This is a genomic window from Paenibacillus hodogayensis, from assembly GCF_039536325.1.
Lineage (GTDB): Bacteria > Bacillota > Bacilli > Paenibacillales > NBRC-103111 > Paenibacillus_AB > Paenibacillus_AB hodogayensis.
The window spans coordinates 910,859-933,699 of sequence record NZ_BAAAYO010000010.1; the positions used below are offsets into that span (position 1 = coordinate 910,859).

General features: G+C 55.7%; 23 protein-coding genes. 8 read left to right on the plus strand and 15 right to left on the minus strand.

The genetic code is table 11. The features are described 5' to 3' along the window. Positions 1-8 precede the first annotated feature (8 nt). Positions 9-1,100, minus strand: coding sequence for an extracellular solute-binding protein (locus ABD796_RS22850; protein ID WP_344912209.1), 1,092 nt, complete (start codon positions 1,098-1,100; stop codon positions 9-11). 193 nt (positions 1,101-1,293) lie between these two features. Between ABD796_RS22850 and ABD796_RS22855 the strand changes: the two genes are divergently transcribed. Then, entirely contained in the window at positions 1,294-2,187 is an 894-nt protein-coding gene (locus ABD796_RS22855) for a LysR substrate-binding domain-containing protein (RefSeq protein WP_344912211.1), read from the plus strand. Positions 2,188-2,406: 219 nt separating this feature from the next. Here ABD796_RS22855 and ABD796_RS22860 read toward each other — a convergent pair whose 3' ends face one another. The 5 genes from ABD796_RS22860 to ABD796_RS22880 all read right to left on the minus strand — a co-directional run bounded on the left by ABD796_RS22860 (position 2,407) and on the right by ABD796_RS22880 (position 7,194). Further along, positions 2,407-3,255, minus strand: coding sequence for an ABC transporter ATP-binding protein (locus ABD796_RS22860; protein WP_344912213.1), 849 nt, complete (start codon positions 3,253-3,255; stop codon positions 2,407-2,409). Positions 3,256-3,277: 22 nt separating this feature from the next. Beyond that, positions 3,278-4,378, minus strand: a complete 1,101-nt coding sequence (locus ABD796_RS22865; protein WP_344912216.1) for a taurine ABC transporter substrate-binding protein — start codon at positions 4,376-4,378, stop codon at positions 3,278-3,280. 79 nt (positions 4,379-4,457) lie between these two features. Further along, positions 4,458-5,234, minus strand: coding sequence for an ABC transporter permease (locus tag ABD796_RS22870; RefSeq protein ID WP_344912218.1), 777 nt, complete (start codon positions 5,232-5,234; stop codon positions 4,458-4,460). Positions 5,235-5,250: 16 nt separating this feature from the next. Then, positions 5,251-6,375, minus strand: coding sequence for an FMNH2-dependent alkanesulfonate monooxygenase (gene ssuD, locus ABD796_RS22875; protein WP_344912222.1), 1,125 nt, complete (start codon positions 6,373-6,375; stop codon positions 5,251-5,253). A gap of 186 nt (positions 6,376-6,561) precedes the next feature. Beyond that, entirely contained in the window at positions 6,562-7,194 is a 633-nt protein-coding gene (locus ABD796_RS22880; RefSeq protein ID WP_344912226.1) for a TetR/AcrR family transcriptional regulator, read from the minus strand. A 230-nt stretch (positions 7,195-7,424) separates the two neighbouring features. Here ABD796_RS22880 and ABD796_RS22885 point away from each other — a divergent pair, with 230 nt between their 5' ends. Then, positions 7,425-7,640 carry a hypothetical protein gene (locus tag ABD796_RS22885; protein ID WP_344912227.1) on the plus strand — a complete coding sequence of 72 codons (216 nt, stop codon included), beginning with the start codon at positions 7,425-7,427 and terminating at the stop codon, positions 7,638-7,640. A 259-nt stretch (positions 7,641-7,899) separates the two neighbouring features. On the opposite strand, the gene ABD796_RS22890 is transcribed toward ABD796_RS22885, so the two are convergent. The 5 genes from ABD796_RS22890 to ABD796_RS22910 form a co-directional block, all read right to left on the minus strand. Next, the gene (locus ABD796_RS22890; RefSeq protein ID WP_344912229.1) at positions 7,900-8,238 is read right to left on the minus strand and encodes a hypothetical protein; all 339 of its coding nucleotides are present in this window, start codon (positions 8,236-8,238) and stop codon (positions 7,900-7,902) included. A gap of 161 nt (positions 8,239-8,399) precedes the next feature. After that, a complete protein-coding gene (dnaI, locus tag ABD796_RS22895; RefSeq protein ID WP_344912231.1) occupies positions 8,400-9,362 on the minus strand; it encodes a primosomal protein DnaI in 963 nt (320 codons plus the stop codon). Positions 9,363-9,443: 81 nt separating this feature from the next. Continuing rightward, complete coding sequence (locus tag ABD796_RS22900) at positions 9,444-10,943, minus strand: DnaD domain protein (protein WP_344912233.1); 1,500 nt, start codon at positions 10,941-10,943, stop codon at positions 9,444-9,446. A gap of 313 nt (positions 10,944-11,256) precedes the next feature. Next, positions 11,257-12,147, minus strand: coding sequence for an alpha/beta fold hydrolase (locus ABD796_RS22905; protein ID WP_344912235.1), 891 nt, complete (start codon positions 12,145-12,147; stop codon positions 11,257-11,259). Between the two features lie 142 nt (positions 12,148-12,289). Further along, positions 12,290-12,583 carry a YuiB family protein gene (locus tag ABD796_RS22910; RefSeq protein WP_344912237.1) on the minus strand — a complete coding sequence of 98 codons (294 nt, stop codon included), beginning with the start codon at positions 12,581-12,583 and terminating at the stop codon, positions 12,290-12,292. A gap of 193 nt (positions 12,584-12,776) precedes the next feature. Here ABD796_RS22910 and hemQ point away from each other — a divergent pair, with 193 nt between their 5' ends. Further along, a complete protein-coding gene (hemQ, locus tag ABD796_RS22915; RefSeq protein ID WP_344912239.1) occupies positions 12,777-13,526 on the plus strand; it encodes a hydrogen peroxide-dependent heme synthase in 750 nt (249 codons plus the stop codon). A gap of 138 nt (positions 13,527-13,664) precedes the next feature. On the opposite strand, the gene sda is transcribed toward hemQ, so the two are convergent. After that, a complete protein-coding gene (gene sda, locus ABD796_RS22920; RefSeq protein WP_344912241.1) occupies positions 13,665-13,805 on the minus strand; it encodes a sporulation histidine kinase inhibitor Sda in 141 nt (46 codons plus the stop codon). Then, positions 13,802-14,035 carry a hypothetical protein gene (locus tag ABD796_RS22925; RefSeq protein ID WP_344912243.1) on the minus strand — a complete coding sequence of 78 codons (234 nt, stop codon included), beginning with the start codon at positions 14,033-14,035 and terminating at the stop codon, positions 13,802-13,804. Before ABD796_RS22925 ends, sda begins: the two co-directional genes overlap by 4 nt. A 291-nt stretch (positions 14,036-14,326) precedes the next feature. On the opposite strand from ABD796_RS22925, the gene ABD796_RS22930 reads away from it, so the two are divergent. Further along, complete coding sequence (locus ABD796_RS22930; protein ID WP_344912245.1) at positions 14,327-15,313, plus strand: helix-turn-helix transcriptional regulator; 987 nt, start codon at positions 14,327-14,329, stop codon at positions 15,311-15,313. Between the two features lie 68 nt (positions 15,314-15,381). On the opposite strand, the gene ABD796_RS22935 is transcribed toward ABD796_RS22930, so the two are convergent. Beyond that, a complete protein-coding gene (locus tag ABD796_RS22935) occupies positions 15,382-15,558 on the minus strand; it encodes a hypothetical protein (protein WP_344912247.1) in 177 nt (58 codons plus the stop codon). 1,239 nt (positions 15,559-16,797) lie between these two features. On the opposite strand from ABD796_RS22935, the gene ABD796_RS22940 reads away from it, so the two are divergent. From ABD796_RS22940 to ABD796_RS22950, 3 genes are read left to right on the plus strand one after another with little or no spacing between them, the layout of a single operon-like run. Continuing rightward, positions 16,798-17,967: a sensor histidine kinase gene (locus tag ABD796_RS22940; protein WP_344912249.1), complete on the plus strand. Its 1,170-nt coding sequence runs from the start codon at positions 16,798-16,800 to the stop codon at positions 17,965-17,967. Further along, positions 17,964-18,626, plus strand: a complete 663-nt coding sequence (locus ABD796_RS22945; RefSeq protein ID WP_344912251.1) for a response regulator — start codon at positions 17,964-17,966, stop codon at positions 18,624-18,626. Before ABD796_RS22940 ends, ABD796_RS22945 begins: the two co-directional genes overlap by 4 nt. Positions 18,627-18,629: 3 nt before the next feature. After that, positions 18,630-19,628 carry a polyprenyl synthetase family protein gene (locus ABD796_RS22950; RefSeq protein ID WP_344912253.1) on the plus strand — a complete coding sequence of 333 codons (999 nt, stop codon included), beginning with the start codon at positions 18,630-18,632 and terminating at the stop codon, positions 19,626-19,628. Between the two features lie 21 nt (positions 19,629-19,649). Here the strand turns inward: ABD796_RS22950 and ABD796_RS22955 are convergent, their stop codons facing one another. Next, positions 19,650-20,519 carry an AraC family transcriptional regulator gene (locus ABD796_RS22955; RefSeq protein ID WP_344912255.1) on the minus strand — a complete coding sequence of 290 codons (870 nt, stop codon included), beginning with the start codon at positions 20,517-20,519 and terminating at the stop codon, positions 19,650-19,652. A 116-nt stretch (positions 20,520-20,635) separates the two neighbouring features. Here ABD796_RS22955 and ABD796_RS22960 point away from each other — a divergent pair, with 116 nt between their 5' ends. Continuing rightward, positions 20,636-22,696, plus strand: coding sequence for an alpha-galactosidase (locus tag ABD796_RS22960; protein ID WP_344912257.1), 2,061 nt, complete (start codon positions 20,636-20,638; stop codon positions 22,694-22,696). Positions 22,697-22,841 lie beyond the last annotated feature (145 nt).

Consider the following 22,841-nt stretch of genomic DNA (forward strand, 5'->3'; position numbering starts at 1 on the left):
TGCAACCCCTATTTCACGTTTTGATCGGCGAACCACGTCTTGATTTCCACTTCGTGCTGCGCGGCCCACTCGGCTGGCGGCAGCAAAAACTTGCCGTCCTGCTTCCGTTCCTTTCTCATCTCCACCCCCTGCACGAGCGGCGTGAAGAAGCTGTCCGTCGTTTCCAGGGAGGTCAGCATGCGCTGCGTTTCCGGCTTCAGCATATATTCCACGAACGCTTTGGCCGCCGCCGGGTTTTTCGTCTGCCTGTTGATGGCGACGACGCGCAAGCTGCCCGGCGCGCCTTCCTCCGGCCATACGACTTCAATCGGCTCGCCTGCCATCTTCAATTCGTAGGCGTTATGCTCCTGCAGCGCCGCGACTTGAATTTCGCCGCTGAGCAGCGCTTTGCCGACCGGTCCGTTTTTCGGATATACGCGCATGCCGTCCTTGAAACGCTGCGTGTACCGTTTCTCCGTCTCCTGCACCCCCCATTTGTGAAAAAACGCCGAAACGAGCGGGTAAGCGGGAGCGGCCACAGCCGGATCGGCATGTCCGACCGGTCCTTTGAAGGCAAAAAATTGCTCCCAGGTTTTGGGCGCGCGATCTTCCGGCACCAGCTTCGTGTTGTAGGCAATGACGGCGGAAGCGTGAATGCCGAGCGGAACATAGGCATAGTCGCTCGGCACGAGCGAAGAACCGTAGTCGTTCAAGTTTTTGAGCTGATCGGGCTTCCAGTTTTTCAACAGGAAGTTCCGGTCGGCCAAGTTCCGTACGGAGCCGTGGCCGTCCATCATCAAAATATCCCATTGCGGGTTTCCTTGCTCCGCTTCGATCTTGGCCAGCGCCTCGCCGCCCCCGTAATGGACGGCCTCTATCTTGTAGCCGGTAGCCGCCGTAAATTTCGGCGCGATAAAGTCGACAAAATCGTTGCCGTACAAATAAATCGTCTTGCCCGTATCTTCGTCCGGTTTGGCGCTGCCGTTCGGAGCCGCCGACTTCTCGGTCTCCTTCGGCGTACCGGCAGCCGCAGATGTGTCCCCTGCGCTTCCGCATCCGGTCATCGTCAATCCGGCAATCAGCGTCATGCATAGCAAAGCTCCAGACCATTTCGTTTTCATAACGACCTCCCGTTTTCGCTTGATCGCGTTCCTTTCGGATCGGCATCTTTACTGTAACGTTCGAAAATTACGCGAGTATCATCCGAACGTAAACAAAACTTAAAATAATATCTATGATCTTTATAGTAAGATAGATAGTATCGATGTTTGGAATGCGCAATCGTTCGGTAGAGAAGAGGAGGGGCGGGTCGAAATGAATTTGCAGCAATTGCGAGTGTTCGTGCATGCGGTACAGCTGCAGAAACTGTATTTGGTTGCCGAGAAGCTGGGCATTACGCAGCCTACGGTAACGTTTCATCTGAACAAGCTGCAGGAGGAGCTGGGCGTCGCTTTATTCCATACGAAGTCTTATCATGTCATCCGGCTGACGGATGCGGGGCGGTCGCTGTACCACTACGCTTCGCAAATCAGCCACATGTCCTCGGAAATCGCTTCGTTGATGGACGAGTACCGCGAGCTGCAAGCCGGGCGACTGTCCATCGGCAGCACCCACACCCCGGCCACATACATGCTGCCGCCGCTGCTCGCCGAGCTCAAGCGCCAGTATCCGCGCCTGTCCATTATGCTCGATGTGAAGCCGGCGCCTCCTATTCTTGAAAAGATTAAACAGTTCGAGCTGGATATCGGAATTATTTCGCAGACGAAGGTCGAAGATCCGGAGCTTGAATCGGAGATGCTGGTGAAGGACGATCTGGTCGTCGTCCTGTACCCGGGTCATCCGTTGGAGCAAGAAGAGACGCTGACTCCGGACATGCTGGCCCGGCATCCGTTCGTCTCCCACGAAGCCGGCTCGATCAGCCGGAGACTGATCGATCGATGGATGGAACGGCACCGTCTCGCTCTCGACATTTCCATGGAGGTGTCCGGCTCGGAAGCATTGAAGGCGGCCGTCATGCACCGCATCGGCTTCGCCATCGTCTCGGAAGCTTCCGTCAAGCAAGATATGCGGGAAGGCAAGCTGAACATTCGGCCGATTCCGGGCTGGAGCTCGGACCGGTATATTTTTGCCGTCAGACACAAAAACAAGCTCGCCACCCCTGCGGTCGACATGTTTTGGCACAACCTGACGAGACGGTTCTCGTTTTAACGCGGCCTGCCCGTTAGCGTTCAACGTTTAGCGTGTCAACGTTCAACATGCGCATTCATCAAGCAGGCGCAAGCTCAACCGTATCGGCCTCCGCTCCCGCTCGTGCGCAAAGACGCCTCCAAATCCGCTATAGAAGCGGATGTGGAAGCGTCTTTGGCGTGCGTGTCGCTCATTTCAATCGCAAGCTTGCCTCGCGAGCGGCCCGGATGCCGCCGTCTGTCAGCTTTTCAGCATCTCCACCAGTTGGCGCCGCAGCTCGGCATACTGCTTGTGCTGGCGCAAAAGGGCGAACGAGCCGCCTGCCGCATGCAGCGGATTGTCCAGATCGGCAACGATGCGCCCAGGCGAGCCCTGCATGACGAGAAGACGTGTGGACAGCAGAAGCGCTTCGTCGACGTCGTGGGTAATGAAGAAAATCGTCTTCCCGGTCTGCGACCAGATGGTCCGCAGCTGATCCTGCAGCGTCTCCCGCGTAATCGCGTCCAGCGCCGCGAACGGTTCGTCCATCAGCACGATGCGCGGCTCGGTGGCCAGCGTGCGGGCAATGGCCGTCCGCTGCTTCATGCCGCCGGACAGCTGATGCGGCAGCAGAGAGGCGTAAGCGGCCAAGCCGACCCGCCCGATATGGTCCATGGCGAGCGCCCGCCTGTCGGCTTTCGGCAAACCGGCCATTTTCAGACCGAACTCGACATTGCCCCTGACCGTCAGCCACGGAAACAGGTTCGCCTGCTGGAACACGATCCCGACCTCCGGATGCGGGGCCGTATGCTTGCGCCCGAATACGGTCACTTCGCCCTCCGTCACCCGTTCGTAGCCGGCTATGACCCGCAGCAGCGACGTTTTCCCGCAGCCGGAAGGGCCGAGGACGCACACGAACTGCTCTCCGGCGATGCTCAGATCGACGCCCCCGAGCGCCACCGCGTCCGTTTTGCCGTTGGCGTACGTCAGGCGGACTCCCTGCAATCGGATGGCCGCATTTTGTTCAGCCGCACGCCGCTCCCCTTCCGCCAGCCCCGCCTTCGGGGCAAGGGGCTCTGCGCCCGCCTGCCGCTCCGTTGCCTGCGCCATGCGCGTTCCCTCCCTTTCGTCTTTACGGCTGAACCGCGTCCGGGCGTACGCCGCTTTGGAATGCCGCCAAGTCCGGCGCCGCCGGGATCGATTTCTGGGTGACCAGGAAGTCGCCCGTTTCCTTCAGCACCTTGGCGAAATCGCCGATTTTGCCGGGCGCGCCCAAATATTTCGCATCGCGCTGCTCCGAGGACAGCAGCCAGACCAGCTCGTTCATCTGCGACAGACTGTCCGCCTCGGTCGTGGAAAGAATCGGCGCCAGCGCCTTGGCCGCATCGGCCGGCTTGCTGCGGTACTGCTTCACGGCGTCGTCCAGCACGGTCACATACTGTTTGAGGAAAGCCGGATATTGATCGGCGAACGCCTTGCGGACGATGCCGACGTCGGCCGTCACGATGCCTTTCTCCGACAGCTTCTTCGCCGTCGTCACGATCTGGCCGTCCAGAGCGACCAGCTTCGCGAGCGTCGGCTGCCAGACGAAGGCTCCGTCAATATCTTTACGCTGCCAGGCGGCAAGAATATCGTTCGGCTGCATATCGAGCACCGTTACGCCGGCCGGGTCCACGCCCTCGTTTTTCAAGGCGGACAGCAGGCTGAAGTGGGTCGTCGAGCCGAATGGCACCGCCACCTTCTTGCCCTTCAAATCTTTCACGCTCTGCACGCCGGACGATTTGCGCACCGCCAGCGCCTCGTTGTCCCCGATAATGTCGTGCAAATAATACACTTGATACGGCAGCTTGTTCGCCAGTCCCGTGGCGACCGGAACGGAGCCTGCAAGCCCAAGGTCGATGCTGCCCGAGGCGATCGCCGTATTCACGTCGCGGCCGGAGTCGAACTGCACCCATTTGATCGTCGTATTCGGAAATTTCTTCTCCGCCAAACCGAGCGCCTTCGTCAGCAGCTCCGCATTCGGGATGACCTGGAAGCCGATGCGCACCTCCTTCGGCAGCTCCTCCTTGGCGCCTCCGCCCGTACCGGACGCGCCGGACGGCTGAGTCGTCGCAGCGGGCGCGCCGGCCGTCTTGGCCGGCTCCGGCGTCTTGGCTCCGCAGGCGGCCATCACCAGAATGAGAATGAAGCTTGCCAGAACGGTCAAGCCGAAACGCTTCGTCAACAATGCCATAACGCCAACCTCCCGTATATGTATAGTTCCGGTGTCGATGCCCTGCCCTGCTTGCAGACCGGGCTGCGCCGGACGTCTCCTATTCCTTGCCGCTCCACGGCACGATCCGCCGCTCCAGCCAACGGATGCCTCCGTCGATGGCGACGGCGATCAGGCCCATCAGAATAATGCCCACGAAAATAATGTCGCTTCTTAAAAATTTGCTCGCATCGAGCACCATCCAGCCGACCCCCGATACGGCGGCCACCATCTCCGCCGCGACGAGCGTCGTATACGCGATGCCGAGCGAGGTGCGGATGCCGGTGAAAATTTCCGGCAGGCACGAAGGCAGCATCACGTACACGAACACCTTCCACCGGCCGGAGCCGAGCGATTGCGCGGCATGAATGCGATCCTTCGACACCCGTGACACCCCCGACACGACAGCCAGATAGAGCGGGGCGAACGCCGCCAAGTACAGCAGGGCGATCTTGGACCCATTGTCGATGCCGAGCCACAGCACGAGCAGCGTGTAATACGCAAGCGGAGGCAGCGGGCGGTAAAATTCGATGAACGGCTCCGTAATCGCCCGTATCCAGGCGATGCGCCCGCTCAGCAGCCCGAGCGGCAGCGCCGTGACCAGCGCCAGCAGGAAAGCCGAGCCGAGCCGGTACAGGCTCTCTCCGACGTGCACGGCGAGCGGGCTTCCTTTGTACCCTTCGCGCGCGATATCGAGGAAAGCCGCCCATACTTGCTGCGGCGATGGGACGAATAAGGCGCTGACCCATTCATTTGCCGCGGCCGCCCACCATAATCCGAGCGCGCACAGAACGGCAATGAGCGACAGCGCGCGCATGGCGAGCGGATGGCTGCGCATAGCTATTACACCCTCCTCAAGATTTCGGTTCCGGCGTGTAATGGTAGGCCATTACTTCGCCTCTCGCTCCGGCCGCGCCCGTCTCCTTCGGCGCCAGCGGAAGCTTGGGGAACAGCAGCTCGGCTACCCGGTACGCCTCTTCCAGATGCGGATAGCCGGACAAAATGAACGTATCGATGCCAAGCTCCGCATATTCGCGAATCCGCGCCGCCACCGTATCCGGATCGCCGACCAGAGCCGTCCCCGCACCGCCCCGGACCAGCCCGATGCCGGCCCATAAGTTCGGCGCGATCGTCAGCTTGGAACGGTCGCCTCCGTGCAGTTCGGCCATCCGTCTCTGTCCGTGCGAATCCATGCGGGCGTAAATGTGCCCCGCCTTGGCGATCGCCTCCTCATCCACATGACGGATAAGCCGGTTAGCCGCGTCCCACGCCTCCTCCTCGGTTTCCCGGACGATCACGTGCAGCCGGATGCCGAACCGCATCGGCCGGCCGGTCCGCTCCGTCCTTTCCCGTACCGCGTCCAGCTTGCGCTTGACCTGCTCCGGCGGCTCCCCCCAGGTGAGATACAGATCGGCATGCTTCGCCGCCACGTCGATCGCGACCGGGGAAGAGCCTCCGAAATATACGGGAGGGCAAAGCGACCGGTACGGCGCGTAAAAATTGCTCGCCTGCTTCACCTTCAGATGGGCCCCGGTATAATCGACCGTCTCGCCCTCCAGCAGTCTGCGCCATACGGTCATAAACTCGTCGGTCAAGGCGTACCGCGCATCGTGGTCGAGGAACAAGCCGTCGGCCTCCAGTTCCTCCGGGTCGCCGCCGGCAACGACATTGATCAGCAGTCGTCCGCGGGAAGCGCGGTCGAACGTCGACGCCATCCGGGCGGCCAGCGTCGGGGACGTGAGCCCGGGCCGCACCGCGATCAGAAATTTCAGCTTGCGCGTAGCCGGGATGAGCGTCGAAGCCATGACCCACGGGTCTTCGCACGAGCGGCCCGTCGGCAGCAGCACGCCGCCATAGCCCAGATCTTCGGCAGCCATCGCCACCTGCTGGTAATACGAGAGCGTCGTCGCCCGCGCCCCCTGGGCCGTCCCGATATACCGGCCGTCTCCGTATGTCGGGATGAACCAAAACAGTTCCATCGCTAATCATCCTTTTTCAGGTTTGAATACCCAAAATCACATCGGATAAATGGGTTTTAGGAACAAAAAAAGAGACCCCACAGCACTTTGCAACAAGTAGCCGTGCCGAGTCTCCGGCGGTCCGGTCGAACTCCGATGAATATATATTCACTCTGTGAAATATATTAGCCGGAATCCGGTTGGAAGTCAATCCCTTTTTGACGCATCCGCGGGTACGGACCCGTCCTTTTTCAGAAGCAGCCGCAGCGCCTTCTCGGGGGTTATGGCGGTAATTTCGCGTATGCCGGGAATGTCGTGCAGAATGATGCCTTCCATCAGCGACACGTACAGCAGCGCCAGCTCCAGGCTGTCGCCGTCGATGAAAACGCCGGCCCGCTGGCCTTCCGCGATCAGCGCCGCCATCGGGCGCAAATTGTCCTCGAATCTGGCGCTGACCGCCTTCTTAAGCGGCTCCGGCACCGCCTCCGACGTGCGCGCATGCTGGAGCATGATCGTGATCGCCCAAGCGTTGTCCAGCGCGAGCCATTGCTCGGTATACCAGTACAGCTTCTCGTAGGGCGGGAGCGGCTTGGCAAGCGCCTCCTCGACGAAAAGCCGGTATTCCCGTTGACCCGTCTCGACCAGCGTCTGGAAAATTTGATCCTTCGATTCGAAATATTTGTACACGTTGCCTACGCTAAGTCCGGCTTCCGCCGCGATATCGGTCATTTTGGTGGCCGGCAGCCCGCGACGGGCGATGACGTGCATAGCCGCATCGAGAACTTGCCGCGTCCGTTCTTCGCGAAGCTTCCGGTCTTTCACCACATTTCTCGGAGACAATCGTCAGGCTCCTTCCGTTGTCGGGTTGACAAACGCGCTGAACACGCAAAAAAACTGCAGCCCTCGTTCGCCTGCAGCCTATCCCGCGCACATCCATAAATCATATTGGTTTTATAGGGATTATCCATTCTATCATACTCATATTTAAAATTCAATAGTCGCTCTTGATCTTTTGCAAGGTTTATAGTAATGTACAAGGAGTAGGCAAACTTATCCAGGAGGCGTTGCAAATGGAAAACATGTGTATGCAAATGATGATGACCATGTGTATGGACGACATGATGTGCAAGATGAACTCCATGAAGATGATGATGGACGGCATGATGAAGAAGGAAATGATGGCCGACATGGACATGGATATGATGATGTCCAAAATGCAGGAATGCGACGAAATGATGACGATGATGATGAGCATGATGCGCGAAATGAAGCAAGTCTCGAAATAATGCGTTCCTTCCTTACGTACGCAATGAGGGTTGCGTACCGGCAGAGCAGTTGTCTGCATGCCTGATCCGTACTTGCGCCAGAGCGGCCGACCGCATGACGCATAAAGCATTACCATTGGCAAAGCCGTCAACCGCATGCCAATGCCCCTTTTACCCACTTCCATTCCACTTCCGTATTCCGCTTGTTCCTTCTTTATTACCTCTATCTTGCCTTTTGCTCCGACAACCTCTTCATTGCGTCCGAATGGCTTCTATATCTTTATATGGCTATAGCCTTAATCTTCCTCGATATGTCGCAGCGCTGTACCTTGAGCTCCCAAGCCTGCTCTCGCAACGCTTCCGTCTGCCGTTCGTTTTTCGTATTCCGCAGCTCCTCGAAAATATGCAGCATCTTCCGGTTGATCCGGTCGAACTTGCCCCAGAGCTCTTCCCGCAGCAGCTCGCGCACGTCGTGCCGAATCAGCTCGTCCTTGCGCCCCAGCACCGCCAAGATCTCCCGCTGCCATTCCGTATCGCCCAGCCGTCCGGCATAGTTGTAGAGATCCAAATAATCGTCAACCCACGTTTGGGGCAATGTGTTCGAGAGGGAAGCGTTCATATCCGGCATCTCCGTTTCGCGTTTATATACATAGTATTATACTCGGAATTATATGGATTTCAAGCCCTTTTTTTAACGGTTCCGCAAAAACGTTTTGAATGACAAAAAAGCTTCCGGATCCAAGTCCTGGAAGCTTGTGCGCGCAGAGCCGGTAAAGAGACTCATTTCTCCGCCGGCTTGCCTCTTTTGTTCGTCCCGTTCACGACCACCACGTCGACGAAGGGCCGAATGCGGTCCATGATGCGCTGCCCTTTGTACTCCTCGTCCCCGTCCTTGCTGGTAAAGCTGAAATGTTTCTCCAGCTCGTCCGGCTCGTGATTGGATGTGAAAAACGTCGGCTTGCGGTTCATGCGGTAGTTGAGAATCGTCCCCATCACATGATCGCGCACCCAAGGGTTCAAATTCTCCGCGCCGATGTCGTCGAAGACGAGCAGATCGGTTTCTTTGAGCAGATCGACCGTTTCCTTCATCCGCTGGGGCTCGGCGAACATCGATTTCAGATCCTCGACGAAGTCCGGCATATAAACGATCGCCCCGGTATGGCCGTTTTTGGCGAGCTGGTACAGCAGGTAACACATAAGAAACGTCTTGCCGGTGCCGAACGGGCCGACCAGGTACAGCCCTTCCTTTTGCAGCCCTTCGGCTTGCGTCCGGCGAATATATTTGAGTATGGCGCCGACCGCCTCTACCCGCTCGGGATCGATATCCACGATCTCGTCGGTCGAATAGCCGTGCGTCAGCGCCGTATTGTCGATGTAGAAGCTGCGGATCCGGTTGCGGATCGCGTCCTGCGACTGCTTGGCAATCAGCTTTTTGCAGGATACTTTACGGTCGTGGATAAAGGTCGCATTGCCCGCCTCTTCCACGGACAGCATCGTGTAATGGCCTTCGAAGTCGTTCGGACAATTGTCCAAACCGGGGCAATTCGTACAGCTGCGGTACTCCTTGACGTACTGGTACAGCTTGTTCATATTAACCTTGAGCGTACGGTCGTCCAGCTCCGGATGGTTGGCCCGCAGCTTCTGGACGAGCGGATCTTCCAATACTTGCCTGATCTTGTCTTCGGCCTGCCCGGCGAACGAAAGCTTGCGCCATTGGCCGAGCGCCTCGGATAACGATTCCATTTAATCTAAGCACGCTCCTTTCGTTCCGCGTCGGACTTGGTTGCTGCCTGTTGCAGGAAGCTGACGATGCCGGTGGTACAGTCAAGTTCCTTTGCCGTCGATTTCCCGGGCCAGCTTGCGGATTTCTTCCAGCTTCTCCTCGCTGACCGGCTTCTTCGACGGAATATCGGTAATGATCGCGATCTTCGGCTTCTGCTGGCGCGCGCCGCGCCCTTTAAAGGGCAGCGTGGTCAGCCTGCCGTCCGTTTTGCCGGACGCTGCGTTGCTCCGCTTCAACGTTTGCTCGCGTATGTAGGCGACTGCTTGCTCGTAGCTTCCGACGCCTTTGGCCATCATATTGGAAGCGACGGAATCGATGTAGTTTTTGGTCCAGGACGATTCCTTGTATACGTGCAGATGATGAATCATGACGTTGATCACTTCATCCGGCATCCGGTAGTTCATATCGATCTTCTCGAAGATGTCCGATACCGGCTTGGGCACGGCGCCTTTCGGGAAAAACCGCTCCAGCACCTTCGTGTACGGCTCGTTGCGCATAATCAGGTTGTATTGATGCTGGTTGCACTGGGCCGTGAACATCGGCGGCACCTCGAGATAAAACTGCATCTCCACCGGCTTCTCTTCCAGCACATCGTCCTGGTCCGGCTTGGCCACTCCGGCTATTTTGTGGAACAGCCTCTCCCGCTCCTGCTCCCGGTCCTTGTCCTGCCGGAAGTACAGGTTCGCCTTGTACTGCAGCATGTCGGCGGAAAGCTTTCCCTCCTCCGAGAACATGCCGTCCTCGTCCAGCAGCCTGCACGTTTCCCTGAGCGATAAGTTGAACTTGCGGGCGATTTTGTTAATCTCGAACATCTGATCGGGATTGTTGCGCAAATCTTCCACGAACGCCCGGTTTCGCGACGTTCCGCGCGGGAAGCGCTGGATAATCTCGCTATAATGGAAGGCTTTGGTGGTCACATCGATATGGCGTTCCGTCTCCCGCGCCGGGGCTGTCTCTTGGAGCGCCTGTTCCAGCTCGCGGTCGAATATTTGCGTATTCAGCCGGAAGATATCGTAGAACGGCACCGACAAGTCTTCCGACAGCAGCCCCGGGTCCTGCATCTCCTCCGGCTCCGGCGCATAAAACTGCTCGCGCAGCGCCAAAACCGCATATTTTCCGACTTTATCGTGAAGCAGCATAACCAAATGCTGGTTTTTGAAAAATTCTTGCGGCGTCAGCGGTTCAGCCAGCACGTATTCATACAGGTAATCGTCTGCGGCGGGCGAGTATTTGCGGCTCGTCTGAAGCAGCCCGATCGCCTCCAGCTTCGACGTCTGTTCGACCAGCAGCTTGCGGCCGCGCTCCCCCTGCTCCAGATCGAGCGCCAGGAACAGCTTCCGCTGCTGCTCCAGCTCGGAGAAGCCGGTGCGGTCACCGGAAACCTGCTGATAGAGCGTCTGGTAGACGCCGATCGCGTAAGCGCCGACCATCGGCTGGTAGATTCCGGTCAGCATCCGGTGATGAAGCCCGCTAAGGGCGTAATCCCGGTACACGCAAAACCGGTGGTTTTCCGTGAAATGCAACATATTCGTAATACGCATGACAACTTCTCCATTCCTATTGAGCGGCCATTCGATCGGCTGAACGAATCCGTTTCTCTATTCTATCATAAAATTCCCCCGAGCGTGTCGAAAACCTTGGCCACCGACCGGAAAAATACGTTCATACGTTCGCATTCCTTCCCATTTTTCCCGGAACATGCGTTCCTAATCGGATCTTCCCGTATCCGGTAGCTTGGCCCCGTTCAGCCGGCAGGCCGCCGCCGGACTGACTCATAGACTTGAGTGAGAGCACGTTCCCGTATGGCAAAAAAAGCCTTGGCTCAAAGCCGCCAAGGCTAGCTGCTGCGCTGTTTTAGGGATGCTCATGGATCTCTCCCGCGCTCGTTGCAGTGAGGTCCGGCGGGGAATTCGGGATAGCTGGCTCCTTGTTCGGCTCGGCTTGCCGCTTCGAAACCGTCGGGTTCTTCCGGCGTTCCGCCTCACGAACCCATGTGCGAATGCTCTCATTCATTTCCAGCGCCGACTTTGTCGGAATTTGATGCTTTTCGTCCTTTAGCACGACGACGTCGCAGACCGGCAGCTCGTTTTCCAGCTTGCGGCGATACCGCTTGAAGCCGCGATCCTTCTCCCCGTAGACGAGCAGCGTGGGGATGCGCAGCCGGTCCAGCCGCTGCGTGCAGTTGTAGCGCAGGCTGTACCGGTAATATTGCCGAATGTTCGTCTGGTTGCCCCGCCGCGCTTCGCGCAGCAAATTGCGGAACGTCAAATTGCTGTCGGCATTGCCCCAGGCGATGCCCCACATAAGCAGCCGCGCCAGCGGTTTCGTCGCGGACAAGCCGGCCGCCAGCCGGATGCGGCTGCGCAGCAGGAAGTCGCTTGCCTCCGACATCGTGCTGACCAAGATGCCTCCGGCAAAGCGGTCCGGGTGCGTCAGCATCGCCTCCAGCGCGACCGAGCCTCCAGTCGAATACCCGCATATGTAGGTTTGGCGGATGCCCAAATAATCCAGCAGGCGGACGATATCTTCCACGATAAGTCCGTACGTAAGCGGAGTCTCGGAGACCGCGCTTTTGCCGTGACCGCGAACATCGAACGTAATGACCGAGAATTCGCCGGCCAGCTGCACTTGCTGGTAGCGGAAATTGTGGCTGGTCAGGAGCGGCGGATGAATGAACAAGATGGGCGTTCCTTTGCCTTGAATCTGGTAATACAGATGCGTCCCGTTAACAACCGCTATTGGCATAGTCGTCGTTCCCTCCGAAAGGAAATACTTACATTTTCTATACGTTTACAATGCCCCGGAAAGCGGACTTTTATTGCCTTTTCAAACCCGGCAAGCAAAAAAAACGAGCCTCCCTGCCGGAAGGCTCGAACCGTCGTTCCTTTTAAAACATTTTGTAGCCGCGCACCCGCAGCAGGTGAATCGTCTTGCCGCTTAATATAGCTCCTGCCAAACCGCAGGCGAACAGCAAATATTCGCCGAACTTCAGGCCGGCCAAATGCTCCAGCAGCGAATCCGAACTCCACGCCCAGTAGATCAGCATGCCGATTACGGCCAATACGTACAAATAAATAGGAAAATGCGTCGTCTTCAGCAGCATGTTGAAAATAAACCCGATTCCGTACATGAGCACGAACACAAGCAGCATCAAAATAACAAGTTGGATCACATCGATCACGTTTACGAAACCTCCCGAGCGTTCCTTTGTTTCACGTCCATTGTAGTGGAAACGATAGGCGAAGTAAAGAGTGTCCTTGCAATCGCCTTAAAACCGTCACGTGCCCGACGTTGCCCTTTGCCGACCGATTCGCTACAATAAATTGTGGAACCGACTGTCAACAGAACGGACATACGAGAGGAGTGACACCCCGATGAGCGAAGCGGTACAAACGCTGGAGGGCTGGTACGCGCTGCATGATTTCCGGACGATCGACTGGAGCGCCTGGAAGCTGCTTTCCGCCGAGGAGCGTGCCAAAGCGGAGGACGAGCTGCATACCATGCTGCGGGAATGGAGCGACATCGAGGAGCGGCGCGAAGGAAGCACCGCCTTTTACACCATCGTCGGCCAAAAAGCCGATTTCGTCCTGATGCATCTGCGCGAAACGCTGGACGAGCTGAACGAGCTGGAGAATGCCTTCAACAAAACGACGTTTGCCCAATATACGAAACCCGTCTACTCGTACGTGTCCATCGTCGAGTTGAGCAGCTATATGGCGAAGCCGGGAACAGACCCAATGCAGGACCCGGACATCATGGCGCGGCTGAAGCCTTCCTTGCCGAAGTCGAAGCACATCTGTTTCTACCCGATGAACAAACGCCGTTCCGGCAACGACAACTGGTACACGCTCAGCATGGAGGAGCGCCGCGCCCATATGCGCAGCCACGGCATGATCGGCCGCAGCTACGCCGGACGCGTCAAACAAATTATTACCGGCTCCGTAGGGCTGGACGATTGGGAATGGGGCGTTACGCTGTTCTCCGACGATCCGCTTACGTTCAAGAAGCTGGTGTACGAAATGCGCTTCGACGAGGCGAGCGCCCGCTACGGGGAGTTCGGCGCCTTCTATGTAGGCAATCTGCTCGATGCGGACAAATGCCGCCAATTGTTGAGCATCGGATAAACGCAATTGATCGGTTATCGCCACGATCCGTTAGACCGTCCGGCCCTGTGCCGGGCGGTTTTTCTGTTTCAGCCGTCATGAAGCTGAGTTAATGCAAAAAAGCCCGGCCCTCCGCGGACCCGGCTGTTGAATGCTATGTTAGAACGGATGAGCGCCGGGAAGCTTGAGCTTCCGCTTCTCGATCTCGTTACGCAAAATTTGAATAAACTCTGCGTCCAGCTTCCATTCGATCGATTGCATGTAGCATTCTACCAGATGTTCGTCCTTGAGCAGTCTCATCGTGCGTCCTCCCACCAAGCTGCGCCCGAATCGCTTTCCAACTCCCGAATAGCAGCGTCTGTAATCGTTTTGAACGTTTGTGCCTTCTGCATAATTTCACGGGACATGTCTTGCAAAAACAAATCGTCTTCTCCACTGTTCAACGGGGCATGAAGACGGTGCTTGTTGTTGTGCAACACGGTTTGAATAGCCAACTCAAAGAAATGCTCGTCTCCTTGACTTACCTTCATCCTTCGTCCCTCCCTGGCTGTCTTCGTGCAGGAATGCCGATTTACTTCCATATTTATACACCTAATGTTACCTATAAAACGCTCCCCCGTCAGCGCAAACTTGTTGCATTATCGCGCAAATCGTTTTGCATTCGCATGCAAACCCTTGCCTCGCCTTGCCCATCCTGTATTCTTTCATAAGAATTCGTAACGATTGATCGCCAAGCGACCGTTGCTTGATTTCAAAACAAGCAAAACACGGTATAATGGAAGTATGGGATTATTTGTCGTTATTTAGACCGGGGGGTACTTATGGCCAAAGCGGATCAACTGTTGTCCGTGCTGTGGCTGCTTCGATCGAGAAGCCGCATGACGGCGGAACAGCTTGCCGAACAATTGGAAACGAGCGTTCGCACCATTTATCGGTATATCGACGCTTTATGCATGAGCGGAGTACCGGTGGAGGCCGAACCGGGACACGGGGGCGGTTACCGGCTGCCGCCGTCGTTTCGGGAAGCGCCGCTGTTCTTCAACATCGACGAATTGAAAGCGATGGTACACGCGGGAAGATTTGCCGAGCAGGCGGGTTATCCGTACATCGAGCCGCTGCGCCAGGCCACCGGCAAAATGCAAAGCAGGCTGAACGAGGAACAATTGGAGGAGCTACAGCGGCATACGGCCGGCTTCGAGGTAATTCAACCGTCGGTTCACCGGGCCGACGAAACGCTGCTGCAAGAGATCGAGCGGGCCGTAGCCCGAAGCTCGACGCTAGCGATTCGTTACGAGAAATGGAAAGGAACCGAGCCCGAGGAACGAAAAGTCAATCCGTACGGCTTGGTTAACCGTTTGTATAAATGGTATTTAATCGGACATTGCCATCTTCGAGACGATATGCGGATTTTTCGCGTGGACCGGATCGCCGCAGCCGTCTTGACGGAGCATTCCTTCGTCAGACCGGAGTCGTTCTCGCTGCGCGATTATATGCAGAACCGCTTCGACGCGGGGCAGGAAAAGAACGAGAAGCAGGACCAGCCGGTCCGGCTGGAGGGCGATCCCGCGATGATTGCGCATCTGCGCGATAATTGGTATATGCGCGAGCGGATCGTCTCGCATACGCCGGACTCGATTACGCTGCTGCTGGACAAGAGCAGCCTGGAAGGATTCTTTCCCCGTTTTCTGCTATCTTTCGCCACTACGCTGCGTATCGTGCAGCCTGTCGAATTGCGCCAGCGGGTCGCGAAATTGGCTCGGGAATTGGCGGATTTTCATGGGACAGATATTCCTGTCGAAACAAAATAAACCAGCTCTTAACAGAGCCGGCTTATCGTTGGAAAGTATGTACAAGTGAAACAACTGGAAACCTTACCTTATAGCCAGGTTGTAGCTACACCAATGTATTGACGGTTGCCGTTTTGTTGAACCTGTTTAATACCTTCTTGCTCTACCTTACTCAAATTATAAGCTTCTCTTGCTTTTTCAATACCCTCTACTTTCGATCTTCTTACTGCCTTATGCAAATCACTGGACCAAGAAAGAGATTCCATGTTTAACCCCTCCAGCTTCTTTATAGGACTTAGTTCTATTCTACTACGTTTTAGGAAAGGTGTGAAGATATGAACCGAAAGAAAATAGTAGTTCTACTGAGCATTGTCATCCTAGTCCTACTTCAAAGCTGGTTCGGGTATTTAAGCATGCGCTATCCATACTTGGGCATTAACGTTGAAAAAACATCTGATAACCAGTGGGCGGTTTCAACAATTGATCGAATGACAACACCTTCATCTTTGGACATTAGGCAGGGCGATATTATTTATAAAATAGATGAAAAAGATCCTACTAAACATTTTACATTGTCGAAATGGAGAGCAATTGAACAATGCGATTCCTTTGAAATTATTCGTAACGGGAATGAGCATATCGTCATTCAAACCGATCAGATGAAAAATTCGTTAAGCCACGACGTTCTTCCGACAATTGCCGTCATGATTTGCTTGGCGTCAGCCATACTCTTATATTCTAGAGTTCAACATTCGAAATCCGCTATTTTTCTGGCACTGGTTTTTCTTAATATAGGAATTACTTATATGAGCCTGGGTGCTTCAGCTAGAGGGGATACACTTGGAAAATTTATGATGATATCGGCTTTGACTCTAATACCTATTATATTTCTTCATTTTTTAATTGTTTTCTTTAAAGAAAAAGGGGAAGTCCATCTGAAATCTAATTACTTGCTCCCTTTATATCTATTCGTGCTAGTTCAGTCTCTTTTAGTAATCGTTTGGTATTTCACACCTCATGTAAATTACCATCTATATAGATTCACAACATTATCGAGTCTTTTCGTCTTTTTAAGTGGAATAGTTTGGAATATCAGCATCCTTTTCCGACTCTATTTTCGCTACGGCAAAAATCGTTCTTACTTAGCTACAGTTATTAGAGTGGTGCTATATTCCTTAAGTATTTCATTTTGTCCTGTTATGCTACTTTCCTTTGCATCGAATCTTATCATCGGACGAGAGTTACTGCCATCTCATTATACAAGTTGGTTTGTCTTATTCTTTCCGCTTGCATTTGCATATTTAATTATTTCTAAACAGCTTTACGATATCGATGTTGTGCTAAGACGAATATTATTCACTATTATAATGGCTCTCGGACCTACTATGGTAATCACGGGAGCAACAAGCGCTTTCTTTTATGACCATTTTTCCATACGAAAAACAATTTTTCTATTTTTCGTTATTTTATTCATTCTCACTTTCGTCCTTTACTCCGTCGAGCACATGTATACTCGACTGGAACGGTTCATGTTCCCGCGCAAGCATATGCTGCAAGCCGCGCTGAAAAAAATATCGAAAGATTTGACTTCTACCTCCAGCTTTCGCGAACTGAAGGACCTTATTCTGCTCGACATCGTCAACACGCTCCAGGTACACGGAGGAGCTATCGTGTTCAAGTATCGCGACAGCACGGAAATGATTATCGAAGGCGAGATCGATAAGGATGAAGTGGAGCGGATCGTCAACACTGACCGCGAGCTTTCGGAGGAGCACCCCGAGCTGATGAGCTTCGAGATTAACCGGCATGAGGAGTACACGAGCTTCCTCATTATGACGCGCAAAAAGTCGAACACCCGGCTAGGTTTGGAGGAAGTCCAGTGGCTCAACCTGATCATCTCCTACCTGGCCGTCAGCCTGGAGAACGTCTACTTGATCCGCAAGCTGTCGGACAAGCTGAACCGGCTGGCCTCGCAGCTGCCGAGCGAGCAGGAGGCTAACGACTTCAACTGGTTCCGCAAGCTGACGTTTGAGCTGCAGGAGCGCGAGCGGGTGCGCATCGCCACCGATCTGCACGATACGACGATGCAGGATCTGTTCTTCCTCAAGCGGAAGCTGGCTGCGCTCGGCAGCCAATACGACCTTCCCCGCGAAGCGAAGGACAATATTTCCAGCCTGATCGAATACGTGGAAATTATAAACATCAACCTGCGCCAAAGCTGCTTCGACCTGCATCCGTATTTGCTGCAGGAAATCGGGCTTGTTCGCACGATCGAGAAAATCGTTGAGCGGGAGTCGTACTCGGCGCCGTTCCAGATCCGTTTCGACGCCGTCGGCGTACAAGCGCTGGAGCGCAAAGATTTGGAAGTCAAACGCCATTTATTCCGCATCGTGCAGGAATTGCTCAACAACGCGAAGAAGCATTCGGAAGCGACCCTGGTCGGCATCCGGCTGAGCGCAAACAACGGCAAGTTCGTGCTGCATTACCGCGACGACGGCGTCGGCTTCGATCCGGACCGGCTCGTCGCTCCGGATATGGGAACCTCCGGGGTCGGCATGGAACAGCTGCGCAGCCGGATTCTGCATCTGCAGGGCCAGCTTGAACTGGAGGCGGCCAAAGGGGCCGGCGTCGATATTCGCATCACCTTTCCGATGAAAGAAGGGCTGACCGCATGAAGCGCACTTACCAAACGATTATTGTCGACGACCATCCCGTCGTGGCCAGCGCCACGAAACATATTTTGCAGCAAATCGAAGGCGTGACCATCGCAGCCACCGCCTCGAACGGAGCCGACGCCATCCGGCTCGTCGAAGAATACCAGCCCGATCTGCTGTTTCTCGATTACCATCTGCCCGACCAGTACGGCAGCCAGGTGGCCGAGAAGGTGAAGCGGCTTAGCCCGCACACGCATATCGTGATTTTTACCGGCATTGACGTCGCCGACATGTACAACCACCTGATCGAGCTTGGCGTCAGCGGCATTCTGTCGAAGGAATCCGGGGAGACGACGATTCAGAATCTGGTGCGCTGCATCCTCGACGGCCATACGATGATACCGCTGCCGCTGTACCGTCAGATGAAGCTGTCCCATCGCAAATCCGCTGCTGGCGACAACGAATTCGCCGATTTGTCTCCGGATGAGCTGCAAATTATGACGCTGCTCGTCAAGGGAGCGACGCACGAGCAGATCGCCGAGCACATTCACGTCAGCAAGCGGTCCGTCGATAATTATTTGAAAAAAATTTATGACAAGCTTGACGTCGCCAGCCGCATTCAAGCCATCGAGAAGTTCGTGCGAAGTCCGGTGTACATGGAGATGCAGGAGGAGAATTAACCGATGAGAGACGCTTTGTTGCAAGAAGTGGAACGAACGCTGGACCGGCTCGTGCCGGTGCCCGCTTTTCACGCCCTGTTGACGACGTTCGTGCGCGACAAGGCGGCGGAAACGTCGCGCTGGGGGGAAATGACGCGCCATGTCCACTACATGTTCGGGGGACGTTCTCCGCACATCGATAAGGTAGCCGCACTGACGGAGCTCATCGTGCTGGCTCTCGATATCGCCGACGATCTGCAGGACCGCGACAATGCCGAGAAAAGCTGGATGCAATGCCCGCAGGAGCTCTCGCTGAACGCGGTGATGGGCTTGCTGATGGGAGCGGTGGGCGAGTTGGGCCGTTTTCAAGCGGAGTACCCTGACGATACCTTTCCGAAACCGGGCGAAGCCGCGCTCATCGTGATGAATGCAGTCAACGGGCAGTATCGCGATCTGACGAACGATATCGTCACCGAGCAGGATTATATTGCCGTCGTCCAGCAGAAGTCCTGCATGTTGATCAAGCTGGCGTATTATATGGGCTACGGTTCACTCCCGGCAGCCGCGGCTATCGAGACGGAGATGGATCTGCTTGCCGGGTATGTGGGCGTCGTCTCCCAGTTGTCCAACGATCTCCGCGATGTTTTGCGGTATGACGTCAAGAACGATCTGCTGCACCGGAAGCGGACGCTGCCCATCCTGTTTCTGCTGGCCGACGAGGAAGACGCCTTTCCCATGATCCGCCGCTATTACGAGGGCGCTATCGATCGTGACGAGTTTTTGCGCCACAAAATCGCCAGCGTGGACTACATCCGGGAGTCCGGCTGCGTGGAGTATACCGAAGTAATCAAAACGCTGTTTTTGCAAAAGGCCGAAGAAACATTCGATTCGTTATCCGCCCCCGATCCCGAGTGGAAGGAGCGGTTCCGCGAGCTGGTGCTCGGTCCGAAGCAACCGGAGGAAACGGAGGAACCCGCAGACGCGGTCGTACCGGAGGAAGACGCGCAGCCGGAGAAGGCTTAGACGTCCGACGAAGTCCTAGGCTTAATAAATCCTCATAACGCCGGCCGCCGGCTCATGCTTGCTTTCGCGGTATTCGGTCGGCGTGCCCCCGACAATCCGTTTGAACACTTTGGTAAAATAGCCGGGCGTATCGAAGCCGGTCAAGCGAGCGATATCGGCGACGGGCAAGGAAGTGGAAGACAGCAGCGATACTGCCTCCTCCATCCTCAGCTTATTCAGATAAGCAATCGGCGTCATTCCGGTACGGGCGTGAAACTGTTTGCAAAAATGGTATTTCGACAGTTTCTCGCTCTCGGCAATATGCTGCAGCGTAATCGCATGCTGCAAGTTCTCCTTCATAAACCGGACGGCGCCGGAAAAAGCTTCCCCCTCGTCGGTCCGCTGCGGCTTGCCCGGGCGGACGACGTGGTCCCATGCATGCAGCAGCCATTCGTAGATACGCACGGATTGTTCGACAGGCCCGTTTACCCTCTCTCCTTTGACGTCCCCGTACAATTGCAGCAGCAGCCGGATCGGCAACGACTCCTTGGCGAACGCCTGAACCCTTCCTTTGCCGCACATTTCGTTCCAATGTCCCGCCGCCGGCGTTCCGCCGAAACGGATCCACAGCACTTCCCAAGGCTTCCCTTCCGCAGGATCGTAATAATACCGGTGGTCCCCGGGAATTTCCACAAGAAAAGCATGTCCTTGCGGAACTTCATGCCGCTCTCCCCCGATCTCCAAATAACCGGTCCCGGCCAACGAATATTGAAACAACAGGCCTTCGGCATGCTGACGCTTCAATCCATGAAAATCGTAGCCGGCTTGAGACACCTCCTGCCAGCCGATCGTATAGATGCGCAGCAGTTCGGCCGCCGGTTCGGTATAGCGAAACCCAAAGGAAGACAGCACAATATTTTACCCCTCTGCGACGAAATATCGTTCTCTTGTATAAAAACAAGCGTTTCTTTACACTTATTTTATTAAAAGCTTCAACAATATTTTATCATAAAGGGTGGAATATCGATATGAGCGGACTGCTCGGCACCTGCCATGCCCAACTGAACGATGGTATTTTAACGGTCGGCAACGCATACCTCGAACGCAAATGGACGCTTTCCCCTTCCGGGGTATTTCCCTTGTCGCTGCTCGACCGCTCCAGGCAAACCGAATGGCTGGATCCGAAAGCCGTCTCGTTCTCCCGTTCGTTCTCCCATCCGGACGAGGCGCCGTTGACGAATTATACGATCAGCCAGCATCGCGACGACGAGCTTGGTCAGGCTCCGGAGCACCTGCTCGTTATCGTCTCCGCAACGTCCGGTTCGCTCGACGTCCGATGGCAGCTGCGCGTCTATCCTCATTTGCCGGTAATCCGGCAAAGCGTGTTCTACCGCCGCTCCGATCGTCCCTATGCCGGTATGGCAGGGGATGTCGCCGTTGAAGCCGGGACGAAAACGCCGGCTGTCAATCTGCCGCAGGATTGCCTCGAATACCTCCCTCTGGCTCCTCTGCATTGTCATTGGCAGGCGGCGGCCTTGCATGACGTGACCGATACGAATAACAATCTGGTTACGATTACGGACGGCTTGTTCTACACCGACGGTTCCTTGCATCCGGTAGCGGGCAACGTGCTGACGCTGCAAAACCGTTTGACGAAGGACGGGCTGCTGCTAATCAAGGAAAGTCCGACCCGCTTGGGACAGCTGGAGGCGGAGAGAGGGGACTTTTGTATATCCGGAAGACGGTTATGGGCTACTGGCTCGGGCGTCGCTCAGCCGCTTCCGGACCATCAGGAGTGGGTGGAATGCTACGGCACCTCGATCGGCGTCTTCCACGGAGAAGAGTTGGAACGATTGCGGCTGATTCGGGGATACCATGACAGCCTGCACCTCGGCAAACCGGAAAGGGACGCCTTCCTGATGAGCAACACATGGGGAGACCGTTCCCGCGACAGCCGCGTCACGGAGTCGTTTATTATGCAGGAACTCGCCCAAGCCTCCAGACTCGACATTACCCATGTGCAGATCGACGACGGCTGGCAGCGCGGGATTACGTCGAATTCGGTGTTGCCGGGCGGCAGTTGGGCGGACTACTATTCCGTCGATGCCGGATTTTGGGATGTCCATCCCGAACGGTTTCCCCGCGGTCTCGGACCCGTGGTCGAGCGTGCCAAGGAACTGAATATTTCGATCGGGCTGTGGTTCTCGCCGGACTCAACGGACGATTTTATGCATTGGCGCAAGGATGCGGATATGTTGATCCGGCTCTGGAACGACTACCGGGTCAATTCGTTCAAGCTGGACGGCATCGTGATCTCAAGCAAGACGGGAGAAGCGAGGTTCTTGCACATGTTGGACGAGGTTAGGCGGAACACTTCGGACGATTTGTATTTCAATCTGGATACGACTAGCGGCAAACGGCAAGGATACTTGTACCACACGTCCGGCAGCTGCTTGTTTCTGGAAAACCGCTATACCGATTTTAAGAACTATTATCCCCATTGGACGCTGCGCAATTTATGGATGCTTTCTCCCTACGTGCCTGCCGGGCGGCTGCAGCTGGAGTTTTTGAATACGGACCGCAATGCGGAATTGTACGGGAACGATCCGCTGTCTCCGAACGCCTGCGGGATCGCCTATGCGTTCGCCGTGACGTTGTTTGCCAATCCGTTGGCCTGGATGGAGCTGTCCGGTTTGACCGAGCGCCAGGTCGAGACGCTTCGACCGCTGTTCGGTTTATTCAACGGGATTAAACGCGAGACGAATGCCGGACACGTTCTGCCGATCGGAGAGGAGCCAAGCGGAACGGGCTGGACCGGCCTGCAGTGCATGACGGGCGAGCGGTCCGGCTATGCGCTGGTGTTCCGGGAGTTGACGAACGAGGGGGTCGGAACGTTTCGTCTGTGGGGGGAGCGCTCCGTGCCGCTTACGCTGGAATGTATGGTCCGCTCCGAAGGGCGCGATATTGTCCATTACCCGACCAATGAGGCAACCCGATTCCCTGCCCCGCAAGCCGGACGAATCGAAATTGCGCTTCATCAGCCGTTGAGCTTTGCTCTGTACCGGTACGCATGGACGGGCGGTAACTGACCAGAGTCCCGATGAACGGAAGCGAATCCGAACATTCCAGGGAGAACCGGAATTCGGCTAGAGGCGTTATGGCCCATAATGAAAGGAGCCCATGCGGTTCGCAGGGCTCCTTTCATTGCTTTACATGCTATGGCTCGCTTTAACA